We start from the raw sequence: 21099 nt of genomic DNA, 5'->3' as shown, positions 1-21099 counted from the left end.
TTGGAGGAAGATTGAGGTTGTATACCCTGAATTTAAAAAATAAGGTACAATAGAAGGGTCGGCGAGAGATGTACGTTTTTGTCTATGATGAAGATCATGTCTTTCGCCCTGTACCCATTCATATCTGAGGAGGAAAAGGAACTTATGGCGAAATTTGAAAAGTTTGAGCTCCCAACTGAAGGCGAAAAAATTACGATTGATAACGGTCAACTGCAGGTTCCGAACCATCCGGTCATTCCGTTTATCGAAGGTGACGGCACAGGTCGCGATATCTGGAAAGCTTCCAAGCGCGTACTGGACGCGGCTGTAGAAAAAGCATATAACGGCACGAAAAAGATTGCCTGGTATGAAGTATTCGCTGGTGAGAAAGCTTTCAATACATACGGCGAGTGGCTCCCTAACGATACGTTGGAAGCCATCCGTGAGTATATCGTAGCCATTAAAGGTCCACTTACGACACCTATTGGCGGTGGTATCCGTTCATTGAATGTGGCATTGCGCCAGGAACTGGATTTATACGTGTGCCTGCGTCCTGTTCGTTACTTTAACGGTGTCCCATCTCCAGTAAAACGTCCTGAGCTGGTTGACATGGTTATTTTCCGTGAGAACACAGAAGATATCTATGCAGGGATCGAATATGCCGAAGGATCCGAAGACGTGAAAAAGGTGATTCAGTTCCTTCAGCAAGAGCTGGGCGTGAATAAAATCCGTTTCCCTGAAACTTCAGGAATTGGGATTAAGCCAGTGTCTTCCGAGGGTTCAAAGCGTCTGGTACGGGCAGCTATTCAGTATGCTGTTGACCACGGACGCAAGAGTGTAACGCTTGTACACAAAGGTAACATTATGAAATTTACCGAGGGTGCCTTCAAAAACTGGGGTTATGAAGTAGCCGAGCAGGAGTTTGCAGATAAAGTATTTACTTGGGCCCAGTATGATGTTATCAAGGAAAAAGAAGGTGAAGATGCGGCAAATGCAGCTCAAAAAGCAGCTGAAGATGCAGGCAAAATCATTATCAAGGATGCGATTGCTGATATTGCACTTCAGCAGGTGCTGACTCGTCCTTCTGAATTTGATGTCATTGCAACGCTGAACCTGAACGGGGATTATCTGTCCGATGCTCTTGCTGCTCAAGTTGGTGGAATTGGGATCGCGCCAGGTGCAAACATTAACTATGTAACCGGGCATGCTATCTTTGAAGCTACACATGGTACAGCTCCAAAATATGCAGACAAAGACGTGGTGAACCCTGGTTCCGTAATTCTGTCCGGCGTCATGCTGCTTGAACACTTGGGTTGGAAAGAAGCATCTGACCTGATTTACAAAGGACTGGAGACGTCCATTAATAACAAGATCGTAACTTATGACTTTGCCCGTCTGATGGATGGCGCTACACAGGTGAAATGCTCCGAGTTTGCGGACACCATTATTAGTAACCTGTAAGGAAGGGGAATACTACTTGACCATTCAACGCAAAAAAATATCCATTGTTGGCGCCGGTTTTACCGGTGCCACTACCGCATTGCTGCTGGCTCAAAAGGAGTTAGGCGATATCGTACTCATCGATATCCCGCAACTAGAGAATCCGACTAAAGGCAAAGCGCTTGATATTTTGGAAGCTGGTCCAGTGCAGGGTTTTGACACCCAGATCATGGGCACTTCTAATTATGAAGATGCAGCCAATTCGGATATCGTAATTATTACAGCCGGGATTGCGCGCAAGCCGGGGATGAGCCGTGATGATTTGGTCAACACGAACGCAGGAATTGTAAAATCCGTATGTGAGAATGTGAAGAAGTATGCGCCCGATTCAATCGTCATTATTCTGAGTAATCCGGTCGATGCTATGACCTATACTGCATACCAAACGCTTGATTTCCCGAAAAATCGGGTTATTGGTCAATCCGGTGTGCTGGATACGGCTCGCTATTGTACCTTTATTGCACAGGAACTGAATGTTTCGGTTGAAGACGTGCGCGGCTTCGTTATGGGAGGTCACGGTGATGATATGGTACCGCTCGTACGCTATTCCAGCGTAGGAGGCATACCTATCGAAAACCTGATTTCTCAGGAGCGTATTGAAGCGATTGTACAACGTACACGGGTGGGTGGCGGAGAGATCGTTAACCTACTGGGTAATGGCAGCGCATATTATGCTCCGGCAGCCTCGCTTGCGCAAATGACAGAAGCGATTGTAAAAGATAAAAAACGGATTATTCCAGTCATTGCTTATCTGGAAGGGGAGTATGGCTATCAGGACCTGTTCCTCGGTGTACCTACACTTCTTGGCGGTAATGGCATCGAAAAAGTGTTTGAGCTGGAATTAACAGCCGAGGAAAAAGCGGCGCTCGATCAATCCGCTGAAGCGGTTCGCAATGTGACTAAAATAGTCAACGTATAGATACGATTTTCTATCAAAACGCTATACTTTTACTTGAAGAGGTGTCCTCAAGCCGTCGTTATGGCTACGGGCCACCTCTTTTATTTACAGCGATGGTAGCAACGTTCTGTTCGCGAAGTCTCTCCCCAGCACCACCCAAGCTGAAACTTTCACCGTCGTTTTCCTTTGCTTTGCCCCAATTCCCCGGTATAATAGAGTTCATATGCATTACTAGTTACATAGAAAAGCATGTCCCGAAACCTTGCAAAGATGCTAGTCATTCATTGGAATATGATCGTTCTATGAAAAAAACATTTTTGTTTGAAAATGTAAGAAGACAAAGAATGGGAGGTTGTAAAGAATGTTTTTTATTCACATTATTGGGTCACTGGCGATGGGCTTTTATCTATTGCTTCCCTTCGTCGTAGGCAAAATCGACAAATTGGCTCCAAGCGCGCAGGAAGGGACAATATCAGCTGTGCAGCTATTGAACCGTCTGGCTCAATTTGCACTGATTCTTGTGCTTGTTAGCGGCGTCTATATGATCTTTGCTTGGAATTCTTATTCGGTAGCATGGATCGTTGTCGTGTTGGTGTTGTTTCTTGCCATTTCCGGTATCGCTGGGGCTATGGGTAAGCCATTACGGTTGTCCCTGGAAGCGGTTCGCAACCAACAGCCGATTACGCAATACGCTGGGAAAATGCGGATGTTCAGTACGCTGCTGGCTGTCTTCATGATTTTAATTACGATTTTAATGGTATACAGCCATATTATTTAACGAACCATTTGAGTTAGCTGCGAATGAAATAATGATAAACGCTAAGGTTGAAAAAAGCGGTCTGTGCAGAAAAAGCACAGGCCGCTTTTTTGTATGCTCACATAGCTGGATTTTCCTTTTTTTCGTTTAACGGGTAAGTTTGTGTGGTAATCAGGAGTAGAGTGGATGCAAATGTTGCATCCTAAAAAATATCTGATTTTGAAGGGAGAATATATAATGGCTAAAAGCAACCAACCTCAGCAAACCTTACCCCCACAGCATCAGGAACAGCAACCTGGAATTGAGTCCAAAATGACACCTGCACCGCAATTTGAAAAACCAACTTACAAAGCGGCTGGCAAGCTCACAGGTAAAGTTGCACTGATTACCGGTGGAGACAGCGGAATTGGACGGGCTGTAGCTGTCACATACGCCAAAGAAGGTGCGGATGTAGCCATCGTCTACTTGAATGAGCATAAGGATGCGGAAGAAACCAAACGTCAAGTCGAACAGGAAGGACGCAAATGCGTGTTGATTCCTGGCGATATCGGTGATGACCAATTTGCCAAAAAAGCGGTGCAACAGACGGTGAACGAATTGGGCAAGCTCGACATTCTCGTGAACAATGCGGCCGAGCAGCATCCACAGCAAAAGCTGGAGGATATCACGAAAGAACAGTTGGAGCGCACGTTCCGTACGAATATCTTCGGAATGTTCTTCCTGACACAAGCGGCATTGCCGCATTTGAAGAAAGGCAGCGCGATCGTCAACACAACGTCGATTACCGCGTACGCTGGAAATAAGACACTCATTGATTATTCCTCCACCAAAGGGGCAATCACATCATTCACACGCTCCCTTTCGCTCAATTTGGCGGAACAAGGGATTCGCGTGAACGCTGTAGCCCCAGGGCCGATCTGGACACCATTAATCCCGTCTACATTTGATGCCAAGACAGTCAGCGAATTTGGTGGAACACAGCCTATGAAGCGCCCGGGTCAGCCGGAAGAATTAGCGCCAGCTTATGTATACCTTGCTTCAGACGATTCGTCTTATGTAAGCGGGCAGGTTATTCATATCAATGGCGGTGAAGTTGTAAACGGATAAGAGGCTGGAAAAGGCTGGGGCATCTTACGCTCCAGCCTTTTTTCTTTTCACAGTGGAACATAATGCTGGTAGCCTGTAGAATGAATTTAACTTACATATAAGGATGGGCTTATTTTATGAAATCATTTCGTTTCAGGCTTACCCTGATCATGCTGATTTTGATTGGCGTATCTGTCCTGGCTGCCGGAATCACGATGGGACAAATTTTTAAAAATTCAAATATGAAGGTGCTAGAGGAGAACATGGGCCGAGAGATCGATCTGCTGCGCGCTACCTTCCCGTTTGTGAATGCTGATGCCCTATCCAGTACGGATTACGTCTCCTATTATTCTCAGAAGGCGAAGGAAATTGCCCGTTTGACCGATTCGCGAGTGACCTTTATTCGTAAGGACGGTACGGTGGTAGGGGATTCGTTAAGCGATCCACGCAAGATGGAAAACCATGCATCACGTGAAGAAATACGGCAAGCTGCGTCGGAGGGAATCGGTCGGACGATACGTTACAGCGAAACGTTGCAACGAAACATGCTATACGTCGCTGAGCCTGTCGTATCGGACAAGGGCTTTGACGGATATATCCGTTTGTCCATGAGTCTGAAAGCGGTGGAGGAAGGAATGCAGAGAGGCTGGACGGCGATCGGGATGGGTCTTGTGTTGCTGTTTATCGCGGCTGGTCTGGTGAGCTATCGTGTTGCTCGCAGCCTTACCTCGCCCATTGAACATATCACAGGGGTAGCCAACCGCATTTCAGGACTGGATTATGACGCAAGGGTCGGTATACAGCGCCGGGATGAGGTGGGGCAGCTGGGTGAAGCCATTAATCGCATGGCCGACAGTCTCCAAAACCAAATGAAAACGATACGTGACAATGAGGATCTCCTTCAGAGTGTCATGAGTAATATGACAGGCGGGATTCTGATGATCGATGCTCGTGAGTGTATTGCGCTCGTAAACCGTGAGTCTGAACGAATGCTCGGCGTTGTAAGTAAGCGGGTGACTGACAAGCCGTACCATGAGCTGAAAAAGCACTATGAGCTCACAAAGCTAATTGAGGGCAGTATACAAAGCCGAGAAAGACTGCATGGTGAGGTGCACTTGTACAATCCTGAGGAACGACTCGTGTTGCTGGATGGTGTCCCTATGTATGAGGATGAAGGGGGATACCGGGGAATGTTGTTCCTTTTGCAGGATATTACAGCGATTCGGCGGTTGGAAAATATGCGAAGCGAATTTGTGGCAAACGTTTCTCATGAGCTAAAAACGCCTATTGCCGCAGTCAAGGGTTTTGCCGAGACCTTGCTTGGTGGCGGGGTTAAAGATGAGGAAACAGCCCGTTCCTTTTTGCAAATTATATATGATGAAAGCGAACGATTGAATCGACTGATCGGCGATATTTTGGAGCTTTCCAAAATCGAGTCCAAGCGGTCCCCGCTGGATTGCTCTCCGATTCATATCTCGTCTTTCATAGAATCGCTGCTGGAAAAACTGAACAATGTAGCTGCCAAAAAAAGAATTACCCTGCACATGGATATCCCGGATGAACTGTTTATGGAGGCAGATGAAGATAAGCTTCAGCAGATTTTCCTGAACCTTTTGTCGAATGGCATTAACTATACTCTTGATGGCGGTAAAGTAAAGATCAAGGTTATAACGTTGCAGCGGGACAATGAGACGGAAAAGGTCGTATTTACAGTCAGTGATACGGGCATTGGAATACCGAAGAAGGATCTGCCACGTATCTTTGAGCGCTTTTACCGGGTGGATAAAGGACGCTCTCGCAACTCGGGCGGAACGGGGTTGGGATTATCCATCGTCAAGCACTTGGTCGATTTGCATCATGGGACACTCTCGGTGGAAAGCGAGCTTGGTCTAGGCACTACGTTTACAGTTGAATTACCGTTATTGCAACAGGAAGAATGAACTATAACATTTTTTACATTGTGTTAACAATGCCGTGATAAAATAAACGGGTGTCGCATGAGTATGGAAAAGATTTGAGAATTTTGACCAATGCGCCTTTAACAGGTAAACAGGAGATGAAGTTATTAATGGGACAACGTTTGCTGGTTATTGAGGATGAACCCACGCTTGCTAGATTGCTATCTTACAATTTAATACAAGAAGGTTTCGAAGTGGATACCGAGGATCACGGCACTGCTGGATTTGAAAGAGCCTCCAGAGAATCCTACGATTTGATCCTGCTGGATCTGATGCTGCCGGGGATGAACGGACTGGACATTCTAAGCAGACTTCGCCATCAGGGTCTGACAACACCTATCATTATTCTAACCGCTAAAAACGGAGAGGCTGAGGTTGTCCAAGGCTTGAAGTCAGGCGCTGATGACTACATCACCAAGCCTTTTGGCGTTTCTGAGCTGCTGGCCCGCGTAACGGCTGTGCTGCGAAGAACATCCGGAGGGGACGAGGGAGTGTTGACTGAACAGAAGGATGGCTCCAAAATTCAACTGGGCGAGCTGGAAATCTACCCTGAGAAATATGAAGTTATTCTTGGAGGTCAATCCATTAGCTTAAGACCGAAGGAATTTGAGGTGTTACTTTATTTGTCCCGCAAGCCGGGTGTGGTCCTGACTCGGGATGATCTAATGAATGCCGTGTGGGGCTTTGACTACATTGGCGGTCAACGGACAGTGGATGTACACGTCAGTTCCTTACGCAAAAAGCTGGAGCTTGATCCCGACTCGGTTCATATTGATTCGATCCGCGGAGTGGGATACAAGCTGGTTGTAAATAAAAAAAGAAGCGCTTCTCATTTGTTATAAATGAGGAGCGTTTTTCTTTTTCCCAGCAGTATCAGCGACTTTTATGTCCATTTTGTGATTTTACATTCTGTTAACGAAAATAACCGTTAAAATCAACAAATGACCGATATGATGTTCCCGTCACTTCAAGTAGTTAAAAAAAGGGGACTTCAGAACGATGATAACGGAACCAAAGACCCAGATGAGTTCCACTGCCGTGATTGAACGTGAAACGTTCAAACCGATTACCACCTATGTGCCATATCGGGAGGTTCCGATCATTGGCACGGATATGTCTTGCAAAGAGCTGCTAGCGCTCATGAAAGCACAGGAAGATATCCCCTGTGTCATTGTCGTGGATAAAAATGATTTTCCTTTGGGCATTATCATGAGAGATGCATATAACCGTCATTTTACAGGCAGGTTTGCGGCGGCGTTGTTTTATGACAAGTCGGCTTCCCTATTTGCCGATCCCAATACATTAATTGTGGATCTGAAAAGTCCGGCGGCGGAAATTGTGGAACAGGCGATGATGCGTGAAGATCAGCGTTTTTATGATTGTTTATTGATCAAGGAAGGGACAAGATTACTCGGTGTACTCACCATCCGGGATGTCCTGTCTGTCGTTCAGCGAATGCAAAGAGAAGCAGACGAAGACCGAAGCGATGTGATTCGGCATAGCTATGACGGAGTCCAGCGTATTCGGACGACTGTTCTGGATGCAGCTAAAGAAGCCGATGACAGTATGCAGCTAACCCGCTCAATGAGTGAATTATCCCGCCGTGGTAAAGGGGAGCTGGAGAATGTTCTGCTTTCTTATCATGCTGTGACGGAGCAAATGAAGCGCCAGCATGAGCAGATGACGGCGCTAACCCAATCGCTGAATGATATAGCGGGGATGGCTTCATCCATTCGCGCACTGGCGGATCACAGTGGACTACTGGCGATTAACGCCTCCATTGAAGCGGCCCATGCTGGCGAACACGGGCGTGGCTTTCAGATTGTATCTCAAGAAGTTCGGAATATGTCACTCCAGACGAAAGCTTTTTCTGTACAGATTACAGGCTTACTCACTCATATCGAGCAAATGCTGCGTGACACCGCTGAACTGACGGATACGAGTTTGCAGCAGATTCACACAGGCTCTAAATATATATCTGACGGAACTCAAACATTTTCCAAGTTATTACAGGCAGTTGGCGAAATAGAGGCTAAAAACAACGAAATGTCCCGTTCCGCAGCAGAAGCGGCCTTGAATGCAGCCGGAATTGCACAGGAGCTTGAACTCATGCTGAGTTCCTGATCATTTTACATACCGTTAACAAATCCACCACACTGAATTTACACACAGCTTATATAATCTTCATATTGTGCAAATCAGGTGCAATGCTTGAGGACCATAACTGCAACACGAAGGAGATCATAAATCCATGAATGATTCCGTAATCCGGATTGATAAGCTGAATTTGTATTATGAAAAATTCCACGCGCTGAAACAGATAAACCTGGATATTCCTGAAAAAACAGTAACAGCCTTCATCGGCCCCTCCGGTTGCGGCAAATCAACTTTGCTGCGTACGCTGAACCGGATGAATGACATGATACCGGGAACGCGTATTGAAGGCACTGTGAGCATCGCAGGTCAGGATATATATGGCGATACCATGGAAGTAGAGATGCTGCGTAAACAGGTGGGCATGGTCTTTCAACAGCCTAACCCGTTTCCCAAATCCATTTATGATAACGTGGCCTACGGCCCGCGTCTGCATGGAATTCGGCAAAAGGACAAGTTAGATGAGCTGGTGGAGCAAAGTCTGCGGCAGGCAGCACTGTGGGAAGAGGTTAAAAATTTCCTAAAGCGTTCTGCTTTGAGCTTGTCCGGCGGACAACAACAACGACTATGCATTGCCCGGGCGCTTGCTGTACAGCCTGACATTTTACTTATGGACGAGGCGACATCTGCGCTGGACCCGATCTCAACAATGAAAATTGAAGAACTGGTTCAAGAATTAAGAGACACGTATACCATCGTTATGGTGACGCATAACATGCATCAGGCAGCGCGTGTGTCCGGTCGAACTGCGTTCTTTTTGAATGGGGTTGTAGTGGAAGCGGCGGATACAGAGACGATGTTTTCCACGCCACAAGACTCACGAACGGAAGATTATATTTCCGGCCGTTTTGGCTAAAGCCAACCTGATGATTATAGGAGAAGGGGTGACTTCGAAATGATTCGTAGAAAAGGTTTTGATGAAGGATTAGAAGAACTGAGAGCCGTACTGCGCGAAATGGGTGCACACGTTTCGAAGGCGCTCGATCAGGCTATTGAATGCTTGCAGACCAAAAATACAGAAATGGCCCAGCAGGTGGTCAAAAATGATGCATCCCTTAATACAATGGAAGAAAATATTCTGGATATGGGCTCCAAGCTCATTATTACCCAGCAGCCAGTAGCGAAGGATTTACGCCGGATCATTGTTGCATTTAAAATTTCCAGTGATTTGGAACGTATGGGCGATCTGGCACTCGATATTGCCAAGGTCACACTTCGCCTGGAAGGACAGCAGATGATCAAGCCGTTGGTCGATATTCCACACATGGCTTCCATTGTTAAAGAAATGATTGACGATGCGATCAAATCCTATTTGGATGAAAATACGGATCTGGCTTACAAAATGGCCAAAGAGGATGATCGGGTGGATTCCATGTATAGCCATATGATCAGTGATCTATACGCTTTTATGGTAGAAAAGCCAGCAGAGGCTTCACAGGCCATGCTGCAATTGCTTGTAGGACGATACATTGAACGTATTGGCGACCATGCTACGAATATCGGTGAAAGCACTGTATATCTCGTGACCGGAGAGAGACCAGATTTAAACCAGTAGAGCTATGGGTATATAGCGGTTGTTTCCAACCCAGACTTGTCTTTGAGCAAAGGCAAATTGGGCCAGGAAACAGCCGTTTTTTTCTGAAAAAGAGTCTTGTATGTTAAGATAGGAAGAGGAATGCGTAAAACGTAAGAACGTTACGAATGCATTGATGAACTTGCGAGGTGCGAAATGGATAAACTCATGCTTATAGATGGTAACAGTATTATATACCGGGCGTTTTTTGCTATGCCGCCGTTGACGAATTCAAGCGGACAACAGACGAACGCGGTGTATGGATTTACGACGATGTTATTACGGCTATTGGAGGAGCACAAACCAACTCATATTTTGGTTGCCTTTGATGCTGGTAAAATTACGTTTCGCCATAAAGGATACGAGGATTACAAAGGTGGACGGGAGAAAACACCGCCGGAGCTGTCCCAGCAATTTCCACTGCTGAAAGAGCTATTGACCGCCTTTGGTATTGCCCAATTTGAACTGGATGGCTATGAGGCAGACGATATTATAGGCACCCTGTCCAAAACAGCGGACGAAGCGGGTTTCAATGTGCTGGTTGTGACCGGCGACAAGGATATGCTGCAATTGGCTTCAGACCATGTCACGGTCGGCTTGACCCGCAAAGGAGTTACCGAGGTGGAAACGTATGGACCTGAGCAAATTCAGGAACGTTACGGGTTGAAGCCGCTGCAAATCATCGACCTTAAGGGTCTGATGGGCGATACGTCGGATAACATTCCCGGCATTCCGGGCGTGGGTGAGAAAACGGCGCTCAAGCTGCTGCATCAATATGGTTCAGTCGAAGAGGTGCTGGCGCACACGGATGAGCTGAAGGGTAAAATGAAAGAACGCGTGGAGACACATGCTGACGATGCGCGAATGAGCAAGGAATTGGCGACAATTTATCGGGATGTAACGTTGGACAAGCAGCTGGAAGATGTGGTCTTCGGCGGACTGCAGGCAGAGACGGCGGGACCTGCTCTGGCGAAGCTGGAGTTCAAGTCCCTGCTGGATCGTTTATCCTTATCGGGCGAAGTCGGCAGTGCTGGAGCCGGCGTAGAGGAAGCTGCAGCAGACGTGACTGTGCTGGATGAAGAGCGGATTAACGAATTGGTAGAAGTGCTGAATAACGTAGATGTGCTGCATGTGGAGACGCATGGTGATAACCCGCATCATGCTGAAATTGTAGGCCTAGTATTTGCTGCAACGGGACGACAGTTTTTTATGACACTGGATGTTCTACAAAGCGATGCAGCTACCCCGATTCGCGCATGGCTTGCCGACCCTGAACGCAAAAAACGCGGTCATGATCTGCATCGTACGGACTTGGCTTTACACTGGCATGGAATTGAGTTTGCCGGCGCTGAATTTGATGTACAGTTGGCTGGATACTTACTCGACCCGACAGATGCGAATCAGACGTTAAGTGGGCTGGCAGCCAAGTATGGCTTGTCTTCAATTCGTCCAGACGACGAAGTGTTCGGCAAAGGAGCTAAATATAAAGTTCCTGATGTGGATGTACTATCCGATCATGTAGCGCGTAAGGCAGCGGTGATCGAAGCATTGGTACCTGTGCAGCAGGCGGAGCTGGAAAAGACAGAAATGCACAAGCTGTTCCATGAGCTGGAGATGCCTTTATCCCGCATTCTGGCGGATATGGAAAAGCAGGGTATTTTGGTGAATGTAGAGGAACTGCGCGCTTTGGGCAAAGAATTCGAAGCCCAGATTGCAACGTTGGTGGGTGAGATTTACAGTATTGCAGGGGTAGAGTTCAATCTTAATTCGCCTAAGCAGTTGGGTGAGATTTTGTTCGATAAACTGGGTTTGCCTGTTATTAAAAAGACAAAAACCGGTTACTCGACTGATGCAGAGGTGCTGGAAAAGCTTGCTCCATATCATGATATTGTGCAGAACATTTTGCAGTACCGCACCATTGCCAAACTCCAATCGACGTATGTCGAAGGATTGCTTAAAGAAATCTCGGAGAAGACAGGCAAGGTGCATACGTATTTCCGGCAGACGGTTGCGGCCACTGGACGCTTGAGCAGCCAATTTCCAAATTTGCAGAATATCCCGATTCGCCTTGAAGAAGGACGCAAAATCCGTAAAGTATTTGTGCCATCGGAACCAGGCTGGTCGATTTTGGCGGCAGACTATTCACAAATCGAGCTGCGTGTGCTGGCTGATATTTCGGATGATGAGCGTTTGAAAGAGGCTTTTGTCCATGACATGGACATCCATACCAAGACCGCATCCGATGTGTTTGGTGTACCGGCTGAAGAGGTAGACTCCAATATGCGACGCTCTGCCAAGGCGGTCAACTTTGGGATTGTTTACGGGATTAGCGACTATGGTCTATCGCAAAATTTGAATATTACGCGGAAGGAAGCAGCTCGCTTTATCGATCAGTACTTCGACGTGTTCCAAGGTGTGCGTCGTTACATGGATGATATTGTGAAGGATGCGAAAAGAGATGGATACGTAAAAACGCTGCTGGAACGCAGACGATATTTGCCAGAGATTAACGCTAGCAATTTCAACCAGCGCTCGTTCGCCGAGCGTACAGCGATGAATACGCCGATTCAAGGAACCGCAGCCGATATTATCAAGCTGGCAATGGTTCAGATGGATGCAGCGCTGCGTGAACGCAATCTTCGCAGCCGTATGCTGCTGCAAGTGCATGATGAGCTTGTATTCGAGGTTCCGCCAGAGGAAATGGAAATCATGAAAGAACTTGTCCCGGCTACCATGGAGGCTGCATTAAAGCTGGCTGTACCGCTTAAAGCGGAGGTAAGCTATGGCAGCAATTGGTATGAGGCCAAGTAAGATATTTCAATAAGCAGATAGTCCCAATTTGACGTTGCTTCCGTTATAATATAGGGTGAGGTGAAGACATCATGCCGGAATTACCGGAAGTAGAAACTATTAAACGAACACTAAACGAGCTTATCGTAGATAAACATATAGATCATGTAACCGTAAATTTGCCGCGTATTATCCAACGTCCTGATGATATCAACGCTTTTGCAATGGAATTGGCTGGCCACCGGATTACGGGGGTGGAAAGACGCGGTAAGTTTCTGCGGATTTTGCTGGACGGGCTGGTGCTTGTCTCCCATCTCCGGATGGAAGGACGCTATGGATTGTATTCACAAGATGATCCTGTGGAAAAGCATACCCATGTCATCTTTCATTTTAAAGATGGTACAGAACTGCGCTATCAAGATGTACGCCAGTTTGGCACGATGCACTTATTTCCGGCAGGCCAGGATTTGCTGGAAAAGCCACTGAACAAGCTCGGTTTGGAACCCATGGACGAGGCCTTTACACCTGAAATGTTGCGTGCTGCTGTTGGCACTCGTTCGACTTCGATCAAGGCAGCGCTGTTAAACCAGTCATATGTGGTAGGCATCGGGAATATTTATGTAGATGAATCGTTATTTAAGGCAGGAATTCATCCTGCACAGCCAGCCAAAAGCCTAACGGATAGTCAATTTAATGTACTGCATGAAGCTATTGTCTCCACGCTGGGCGCGTCGATTCAGGTTGGCGGCTCGTCTATCAAATCATTCGTTAATGGACAAGGTAAAACAGGCGACTTCCAGCACCAATTGCAAATCTATGGACGTAACGCGAAGCCTTGTATTAACTGTGGTACATTGATCGAAAAATCCGTCGTAGCCGGACGTGGCACACATCATTGCCCGATCTGCCAGCCTTTGCGCTAAATAGGCATAGTCACCCCAAGCCCATCCCTCTCATATATTGTACCAAGTACCAATACTGCGATGAGAGTCGGTTGCTGTAAGGCTCAGCCTTCGCATTGGGAGGGAATTGGAGTGGCTAATCATTGGGGAGCCCTGCTGTTATTGGCATTTGCGCTAAGTTTGGACAGTTTCGGAGTCGGTGTTACATATGGTCTGCGCAAAATGAAAATTCCATTGTTGTCGATTGCGATCATCTCCGTATGTTCAGGTTTGGTGATCGGCATATCCATGCAGCTCGGCGAATTACTATCCCGTGTCCTGTCTCCTGTATATACGACTGTTTTCGGTGCTGTTATTCTGATCTGCATCGGCTGCTACTCTTTAATTCAGGCTCTGTACCGCAAGGAAGATTTGACGGAGGAAGCAGCGGAACTCCCTGGGAATCTGCGCCTTACGGAACAGGCTGATCCAGGGAATATATCTGCTCTTGCGGGGAAAAAAAGTGCTGAGGATGCCGATACAGAGACTATATTCAGCTCTGGAAAAGGCCTATCGACAGAAACTTCTCTAGAGCTACAGCAGGAGGAGCAAACGTTATTTTCGCTGGAGTTCCGCAAATGGGGGCTTGTGATTCGGATTCTTCGAAGCCCGTCTGCTGCGGATATGGACCGTTCCGGCAGTATATCTGCAACTGAAGCGGTTTGGCTAGGCATTGCATTATCGGTCGATGCGTTCGGAGCGGGACTAGGTGCAGCCATGCTTGGTTTTCACCCTCTATATACTGCGCTGGCAATTACGTTGTTCAGTGGTGTATTTTTGATTGCTGGTATGAAGGCAGGGTTTTTCCTGTCAGCATTTCGATTTATGAAGGCGCTCGGTGTATTGCCGGCATTATTATTAATTATGATGGGCATATTGAAGCTGTTATGAGGTGAAAAGCATGAATATCGGATTAACCGGAGGGATCGCTACCGGAAAAAGCACCGTATCGGCTCTTTTGGTCGCCAAGGGTGCGCTGCTGATCGACGCAGATGCCATTGCCCGGGAAGTCATGCTTCCGGGGCATCCGGTGCTAGCGGCGGTCATACAGCATTTTGGACAAGCAATAGTGAATAATGACGGAACCCTGCACCGTAAAAAACTGGGAGAGATTGTATTCGGAGACCCTGGACAGCGACAGGCACTTAACGATATTACACATCCTGCGATTCGTGAGGAAATGCGTCTGCGCATGGAAGCTTATGAACGGGAGCAGCCGCACAAGCTTGTTTTGGCCGATATCCCGTTAATGTATGAATCTGGGCTGGAGAACTTGTACGAGGAAATTATGGTTGTATATGTACCGCGTGATGTTCAGCTCCGGCGCCTGATGCTCAGAGACGGTCTAACAGAAGAGCAAGCCGAACTTCGCTTGTCGGCACAAATGGATATCGAGCAGAAAAAAAAATTGGCTGATATTGTTATTGATAATAGCGGAACACAGGCTGAGACAAAGCGGCAAATTGATCAGTTTTGGCAACGAAAGGGACTTGCATGAACATTTTACGTAAGAAAAGAGTCCTGCTGACTTTGTTTGTCGGATTTGTCCTGATTCTGTTCCTCAACTCCAATTGGATGTCATGGTTTTACCCGATTCAATATAAGGATGAGATTCGGCAGTATTCTCAGACATATGAAGTGGACCCGTTTTTGGTGGCGTCTATTATCCGCGTAGAAACAAACTTTAAAACCAGTAAACAGTCACACAAGGGTGCGCTCGGGCTTATGCAGATTATGCCAAATACCGCAAATTGGATTATGGACAGTGCCCAGATTCAAAAGGTGCCGCTGGAAAGTGTCAAGCACGAGCCTGGCACCAACATTGAGCTGGGAACCTGGTATCTGCATAGCCTGTCTATGAAGTTTCAGGATAATCCTGTGGCCATCATAGCTGCTTATAATGCCGGGCCAGGTAAAGTTCAGGAATGGCTGGATCAGGGGGTGTGGGATGGCAAAGAAGAGTCCATCAAGCAAATCCCTTTTGGTGAGACGCGGCATTATGTACAGCGAGTCATCTATTACTACAGGCAATATACCAAAATTTATGGCCAGTTTTAGGTGACAAGTTAATGACAATATGAGCCTTTTCGCTTTAAAATGAAAAAAAGCGCAGGACAGGCTGTTTTTAGCAGCCTATCCCTACACTTTTTCGTATTACTTCTGATTATTACCGAGATTATTGATATTGACCTGCCAATTGTTGTTCGGCGATCGTTACGAGGCGTTTGGTGATGTAGCCCCCGATCGAACCGTTCTCATAGGAAGTCATGTTACCTTGGTATCCATCTTGAGGAATGCTGATACCCAGCTCTTGAGCGATTTCATATTTCATTTGCTCCAGAGCACCGGAGGATCTGCTGACTACCAGGTTGTTGGAGTTGCCATTGTTTCCTTGTGCCATTGTTGTTCACCTCCTCGCGACGTGGTAAACATATTATGATCCGTTTCGACAAAATTATTACTTAAAAGCTTCGGGAATTTATTGGAAAAAGGAAGTGATGAGATTATGAAATGCCCGTATTGTGCTTACAATGGCACGAAAGTGTTGGATTCGCGTCCAGCAAATGATAATAAGTCCATCCGCCGCCGTCGTGAATGCGAACAGTGTGCCAGGCGCTTTACCACCTTCGAGATGGTGGAAGAGACTCCCCTAATGGTCATCAAAAAAGATGGCAGCCGTGAAGAGTTTAGCCGTGATAAAATGCTGCGTGGACTCATTCGAGCCTGTGAGAAGCGCCCAGTGTCTGTTGAGCAGCTCGATCTGATCGTATCCCAGGTGGAAAACGCCATCCGCAACACAGCGGCCACAGAGGTGGATAGCCAGCAGATTGGTGAGCTGGTCATGGAACAACTCTATCCTGTGGATGAAGTCGCCTACGTTCGCTTTGCGTCCGTCTATCGGCAATTCAAAGACATCAATATGTTTATGAAGGAGCTGAAAACACTGTTATCCAAAGATACAGACAGCGACTGATCGCTGACTGTATCTTTTAGGGCCGTGGTGAGAAAAATTTTATAATTTTTTTATAAAACTATTGACACAGGGTCAAATATTTTATATGATATAGAAGTCGCTTGAAACGTTAAATAAATTGCTTGTGACGGGGCCTTAGCTCAGCTGGGAGAGCGCATCGCTGGCAGCGATGAGGTCAGGGGTTCGATCCCCCTAGGCTCCACCAAATTTTATTATGGACTCTTAGCTCAGTTGGTAGAGCAGTTGACTCTTAATCAATTGGTCCAGGGTTCGAGTCCCTGAGAGTCCATCCTTTAGAAAAAACGGCAGAGATGCCGTTTTTTGTTGTTTATATATCTATTTTTGGTCTAACCAAGGACAGATATGGGTGGAATGAGCGTTTATGGAAAAAAAGAATATCATCATTTAACGCTGACTAACAAAATCGCCGAGAATTTGTAGATAATCACTATTTACCAATTGCCTGGGGACCAATACGGCGGTTAAGAAGGTTAGGGACTTGGAATGCGCGATTTGCTCATTCATCATAGAATGGTCAGCTTTCGGGATATGAATGACAGACAGCAGCTCTGAAGGGATCTTTTTGCGATATACTTGCTCGGTGTCTTTTACATCTACGTTAATATCTTTTTCCGCTAAAACTAAAAGTACAGGTGAATTAAAGTAGCTTAATTCTTCAGTAGAATCAGAACGGAAATTTATGCCTATAAAGCTCCATCTTTCTTTGGGAATGATATCGTCAGGATCGGCTATGCTTAGGTATTCTTCATAGGAAGCCTGATTTTCATCTGCGTATAACGGATACAGGATACCTTTTTCTTCAAAATATCGCAGCTGATGTACAGATACATTCATGAGCTCAGCAAGCTGGCTGATCGTAATGTGTTTTTTCAATAACAGGTCTCCTTACTAATAATTAAAATTGGAACTTCACTATAAACCTTAGGTCAGACCTAAGGTCAATAGAAAATATCCGCAGAGTTTACCTCTCGTTCATAACCCGTTATAATCATTAGATTAGTGAGCATAAACCAAATGTTCAGGATGAAGTTAGAATGGGGAAATCATGTTGAAAACATTTAAGAAGGTATACATTGAGATCACAAGCATTTGCAATCTCGCCTGCAGTTTTTGCCCTCAGACACAACGTGTCAAAAAATTTATTGATCCGGAAGTCTTTCGGAATGTGCTTGATCAGGTCAAGCCGCATACGGGTTACATTTATCTGCATGTCAAAGGTGAGCCTTTGCTCCATCCCAAAATTGACCTTTTGCTGGAGAGTGCGCATGAGAAAGGTTTAAAGGTCAACATTACCACTAACGGTACCTTGCTGCCGAAAACTGGGCATAAGCTGCTTGACCAGCCGGCGTTACGGCAGATGAATTTTTCTCTTCATAGTTTTGATGGACATGAAGGTTCTGTGGATCGAGAAGGTTATTTGGGTCATATTTTCACGTTTGTCAGAGAAGCTGTGAAGCACAATGTCATTATTTCATTCCGTCTCTGGAACCTGACTCAAGATAATTTGACTAATGTGCAGCGTCAGCGCAACCGGGAGACACTGGAACAATTGGAGCAAGAGTTTGGACTGGACTATCGGATTGAAGAAAAAGTAATTCCGGGCAGTGGAGTTAAAATTGCTCCCAATGTATATTTGAATCAGGATTACGAATTTGAATGGCCTAGTCTGAGTGCTCCGGAAGATGACGGAAAAGGTTTTTGCCATGCGCTTCGCAGTCAGGCGGCGGTATTGGTGGACGGAACAGTGGTCCCTTGCTGTCTGGATGGAGAAGGCGTCATTAATTTAGGTAATGTACATGAGCAATCATTTTCCGAGATCGTGGAAGGTGAGCGTGCAAATCGTTTGTACTTTGGATTCTCCAAAAGAGAAGCAGTGGAAGAGTTGTGTCGAAAATGCGGGTATCGCAAACGGTTTGGAACCTAATCATAGAGGTGGGACTTCAAGCGACAACAGAATAGATTTTAAGAGAAAAAGCCCTAGCTCTTTTATAGGGCTTTTTCTTATGTTTGGATACGGACATAATCGGTGGATTTGAAGATCAGGAGGAAGCTATAGTAGGCCTTTACATCAGTCGCTTATTAGTAGTTGTCATGTTGTCATGAGCAACTGCGCTGGAGCATGGCCTTTTTACAAAAAACAGCGACAATTCTCACATAAAACGACATATTTCGACACTGGAATGCCATATTATATGTAAGTGTCGATAGGCTATAATCGTAGCAGTGAAAATGGATTGTTACAAAAATTTACTAGAGTCAGGACTGGTGGTTCAAATAATGAAGCTGGCAACAAAACTAACTTGGATGATGCTTATCATGTTCTTCCTCGTAGGCTCTTCCATTGGATACTTTGGATATCGTACCGCTTATCATCAAGTGGATGAAGCAGCAGGGATCGAGCTGGTGGGCTGCGCCAATATTACGACAGGTCTTATAGACCCTGCAGATATATCGGCTCTGGTCAGTGGAGATAACAGCAAACTTACTGCCATTGAAGACCGGATCGGCTGGATCGTAGCACATAAACCTATTTTTAAAGAAGCTTTCATTATCTCTTTAGATGGGAAAATTCTTGCTGCCGACGCTAACCTCAAGCAAAGAGGCTATAAAGCTGGCGATTCCTTCTATTTTACGGACGAAGACAAAGAGATGATCACTACGATGAAGCATTCAGCATATTCCAAGGTTTATACATATGAAGGAACCACACTCAAAACTGGCTATGGCCCCATTTACCAGGATCATGATCCCACCAAGCCCATTGTAGCTCTGATGGCTATCAATTTTGACGGCTCACTAATTCAGGAACGAACGCAGGATATTATTGTTCGACCCTTTATAATTGGCGGATCTATTTTCATGGTAGCTATTCTTATTGTTTACCTGTTGATTCGCCATATGGTAAGTCCGCTTACCAAGCTGTCAGCCTCGGTCAATACCATTGCCAATGGCGATCTGACCCATGAACCCCTTCTCTTCAAAAGCAAGGATGAAATCGGGACTTTGGCCCGCGACTTCAACGACATGACAATGAACTTACGCAGCCTGATCACTCAGGTCAATGACACCTCTATACTGGTCGCTTCTTCCTCTCAGGAGCTGTCAGCCAGTGCACAGGCAACGAACCGTGCTGGGGCACATAGTGTGAATGTAACAATTGAGCTGGCAGATGGGGCACATACCCAACTACAGAATCTAGAGGGAAGCTACAAAGCGGTTCAGGATATATCACGCTTCATCAGCGATATTGCGGGTAATGCAGACATCGCAAGGAACAAGGCAGTGGATAATGTCCAGAAAGCACGTCTTGGCCGGGAATCGATGGATTCTACCACCTCCCAAATGGCGGTTGTGAGTGAAAGTATCGGCGATCTCTCAAGCGTTATTAATACGCTTGGCAGCCATTCCAAGGAGATTGAGAATATTGTCGGCACCATCGCTAGTATTGCCGAGGAGACTAATCTGCTGTCTCTAAATGCAGCGATAGAAGCTGCCCGTGCCGGAAAGGAAGGCAGAGGATTTGTTGTCGTCGCCAACGCTGTCCGCAAATTGGCCGAACGTTCTGCCACATCCGCCACACAAATCAGTGAGCTGATCAGTCTAATTATTGCTCAAATGGGCAAGGCGGGACAAACTATGAAGCGTTCCACGGACGAAATGCTGCAAGGGAAAAAGTTGATCATATCTGCTGGGCGGTCCTTCTCCGAGATCGAAGCTTCCGTCTCTGATATGTCTTTCCAAAACGAGCAAATATCAGCTACAGTACGGGAGTTGGCCCTGATCTCTGGAGGGCTCGTTGAAGCTATTCAGAATACCGTACTCGTCTCTAATCATACAGCTGAAGGGGCGAAATCCCTAACTGCTTCTTCAGCACAACAGCTTGCTGCTATGCAAGAAGTGGAATCCTCAGCAGAGCTCCTCTCATCACTGGCCGAGAAGCTTCAGGTGCTTGTAGAGAACTTCAAGATTTAAATGTTTGTTCTACAATAAACTCTACGAATCAATGGGTTCATAGCAAAAAACCGCTAAAGACAAGGGCAAGCCCTGTTTTTAGCGGTTTATTTATTAGGAGATTTATGATATTTTTCCTCAGTCACTTATGGTAGTCGTCTGAATCGTATCGGGATACTGTTCAGGCAGCCCTCCACAGATTGCCGAATCTACTTCGATATCCAATAGCCGCTATAAAGCATCACAGCTACAGCAATTCAGATCGTGGGGAGCAAAGGATACGATGGTTTTGTTATTGAAATCGTTAAGAATTGAGCGTTAGTGGCGTTAAGGTGTCACAAAGAGCTAAACACTGAGGATGAAGTCCCGGTGATTAGCTCTTTTTTGATTAAATAAGGCTGGGACGAATGGCACATAGAATGGTAAAATAGTGCAGATTGAAGTGTCAGAATGTTTTTGAACGTTTACTGCTGAATTTCCATGTAAGAAGAATGAATTTACATAAAAGCAGATGAAA

18 protein-coding genes, 2 tRNA genes and 1 pseudogene are annotated in these 21099 nt (G+C 46.1%); 19 read left to right on the top strand and 2 right to left on the bottom strand.

Features of this window, described 5'->3' with window-relative positions; all coding sequences use genetic code 11:
* Positions 1–144 precede the first annotated feature (144 nt).
* The 14 genes from icd (at position 145) to ACQQ6X_RS18525 (ending at position 15694) form a co-directional block, all read left to right on the top strand.
* A complete protein-coding gene (icd, locus tag ACQQ6X_RS18590) occupies positions 145–1440 on the top strand; it encodes an NADP-dependent isocitrate dehydrogenase (protein WP_305166517.1) in 1296 nt (431 codons plus the stop codon).
* 16 nt (positions 1441–1456) lie between these two features.
* Positions 1457–2398: a malate dehydrogenase gene (gene mdh / locus ACQQ6X_RS18585; RefSeq protein ID WP_305166516.1), complete on the top strand. Its 942-nt coding sequence runs from the start codon at positions 1457–1459 to the stop codon at positions 2396–2398.
* A gap of 340 nt (positions 2399–2738) precedes the next feature.
* On the top strand, positions 2739–3155 hold the full coding sequence (locus ACQQ6X_RS18580) for a hypothetical protein (RefSeq protein WP_305166514.1): 417 nt from the start codon (positions 2739–2741) through the stop codon (positions 3153–3155).
* Between the two features lie 216 nt (positions 3156–3371).
* Positions 3372–4241, top strand: a complete 870-nt coding sequence (locus ACQQ6X_RS18575; protein WP_063213168.1) for an SDR family oxidoreductase — start codon at positions 3372–3374, stop codon at positions 4239–4241.
* A gap of 116 nt (positions 4242–4357) precedes the next feature.
* Positions 4358–6160 carry a two-component system histidine kinase PnpS gene (gene pnpS, locus ACQQ6X_RS18570; protein ID WP_305166513.1) on the top strand — a complete coding sequence of 601 codons (1803 nt, stop codon included), beginning with the start codon at positions 4358–4360 and terminating at the stop codon, positions 6158–6160.
* Between the two features lie 128 nt (positions 6161–6288).
* The gene (locus tag ACQQ6X_RS18565; RefSeq protein ID WP_063213107.1) at positions 6289–7020 is read left to right on the top strand and encodes a response regulator transcription factor; all 732 of its coding nucleotides are present in this window, start codon (positions 6289–6291) and stop codon (positions 7018–7020) included.
* A gap of 157 nt (positions 7021–7177) precedes the next feature.
* Complete coding sequence (locus tag ACQQ6X_RS18560) at positions 7178–8302, top strand: methyl-accepting chemotaxis protein (RefSeq protein ID WP_305166512.1); 1125 nt, start codon at positions 7178–7180, stop codon at positions 8300–8302.
* A 127-nt stretch (positions 8303–8429) separates the two neighbouring features.
* Positions 8430–9188 carry a phosphate ABC transporter ATP-binding protein PstB gene (pstB, locus tag ACQQ6X_RS18555; protein WP_149036041.1) on the top strand — a complete coding sequence of 253 codons (759 nt, stop codon included), beginning with the start codon at positions 8430–8432 and terminating at the stop codon, positions 9186–9188.
* Positions 9189–9227: 39 nt separating this feature from the next.
* Positions 9228–9887 carry a phosphate signaling complex protein PhoU gene (gene phoU / locus ACQQ6X_RS18550; protein WP_142612796.1) on the top strand — a complete coding sequence of 220 codons (660 nt, stop codon included), beginning with the start codon at positions 9228–9230 and terminating at the stop codon, positions 9885–9887.
* A 174-nt stretch (positions 9888–10061) separates the two neighbouring features.
* A complete protein-coding gene (gene polA, locus ACQQ6X_RS18545; protein ID WP_305166511.1) occupies positions 10062–12716 on the top strand; it encodes a DNA polymerase I in 2655 nt (884 codons plus the stop codon).
* Between the two features lie 71 nt (positions 12717–12787).
* Positions 12788–13618 (top strand): DNA-formamidopyrimidine glycosylase, encoded by an 831-nt coding sequence (gene mutM, locus ACQQ6X_RS18540; protein WP_305166510.1) that lies wholly within the window; start codon positions 12788–12790, stop codon positions 13616–13618.
* 111 nt (positions 13619–13729) lie between these two features.
* Positions 13730–14527: an MntP/YtaF family protein gene (locus ACQQ6X_RS18535; RefSeq protein ID WP_305166509.1), complete on the top strand. Its 798-nt coding sequence runs from the start codon at positions 13730–13732 to the stop codon at positions 14525–14527.
* A 10-nt stretch (positions 14528–14537) separates the two neighbouring features.
* Entirely contained in the window at positions 14538–15134 is a 597-nt protein-coding gene (coaE, locus tag ACQQ6X_RS18530) for a dephospho-CoA kinase (RefSeq protein WP_305166507.1), read from the top strand.
* Positions 15131–15694, top strand: coding sequence for a lytic transglycosylase domain-containing protein (locus tag ACQQ6X_RS18525; protein WP_305166506.1), 564 nt, complete (start codon positions 15131–15133; stop codon positions 15692–15694). Before coaE ends, ACQQ6X_RS18525 begins: the two co-directional genes overlap by 4 nt.
* A 118-nt stretch (positions 15695–15812) precedes the next feature.
* Here the strand turns inward: ACQQ6X_RS18525 and ACQQ6X_RS18520 are convergent, their stop codons facing one another.
* Positions 15813–16037 (bottom strand): alpha/beta-type small acid-soluble spore protein, encoded by a 225-nt coding sequence (locus ACQQ6X_RS18520; protein WP_013309613.1) that lies wholly within the window; start codon positions 16035–16037, stop codon positions 15813–15815.
* A gap of 105 nt (positions 16038–16142) precedes the next feature.
* On the opposite strand from ACQQ6X_RS18520, the gene nrdR reads away from it, so the two are divergent.
* From nrdR to ACQQ6X_RS18505, 3 genes are all read left to right on the top strand, one after another.
* Positions 16143–16610, top strand: a complete 468-nt coding sequence (gene nrdR / locus ACQQ6X_RS18515) for a transcriptional regulator NrdR (protein ID WP_013370366.1) — start codon at positions 16143–16145, stop codon at positions 16608–16610.
* A 129-nt stretch (positions 16611–16739) separates the two neighbouring features.
* Positions 16740–16815 (top strand) — tRNA-Ala (locus ACQQ6X_RS18510).
* 11 nt (positions 16816–16826) lie between these two features.
* Positions 16827–16899: transfer RNA gene (locus ACQQ6X_RS18505), tRNA-Lys, on the top strand.
* 488 nt (positions 16900–17387) lie between these two features.
* Here the strand turns inward: ACQQ6X_RS18505 and ACQQ6X_RS18500 are convergent.
* A pseudogene (locus tag ACQQ6X_RS18500) lies at positions 17388–17504 on the bottom strand (MerR family transcriptional regulator); the annotation flags it as partial.
* A gap of 172 nt (positions 17505–17676) precedes the next feature.
* Between ACQQ6X_RS18500 and ACQQ6X_RS18495 the strand changes: the two are divergent.
* Positions 17677–18555, top strand: coding sequence for a radical SAM/SPASM domain-containing protein (locus tag ACQQ6X_RS18495; protein ID WP_305166505.1), 879 nt, complete (start codon positions 17677–17679; stop codon positions 18553–18555).
* Positions 18556–18908: 353 nt separating this feature from the next.
* Entirely contained in the window at positions 18909–20603 is a 1695-nt protein-coding gene (locus ACQQ6X_RS18490) for a methyl-accepting chemotaxis protein (protein WP_305166503.1), read from the top strand.
* Positions 20604–21099 lie beyond the last annotated feature (496 nt).

Origin of the sequence: Paenibacillus ottowii (assembly GCF_050516475.1) — a bacterium.
Taxonomy (GTDB): domain Bacteria; phylum Bacillota; class Bacilli; order Paenibacillales; family Paenibacillaceae; genus Paenibacillus; species Paenibacillus ottowii.
Note: the sequence above shows the minus strand (reverse complement) of the source record. Positions and strands in the feature narration are given on the sequence as shown.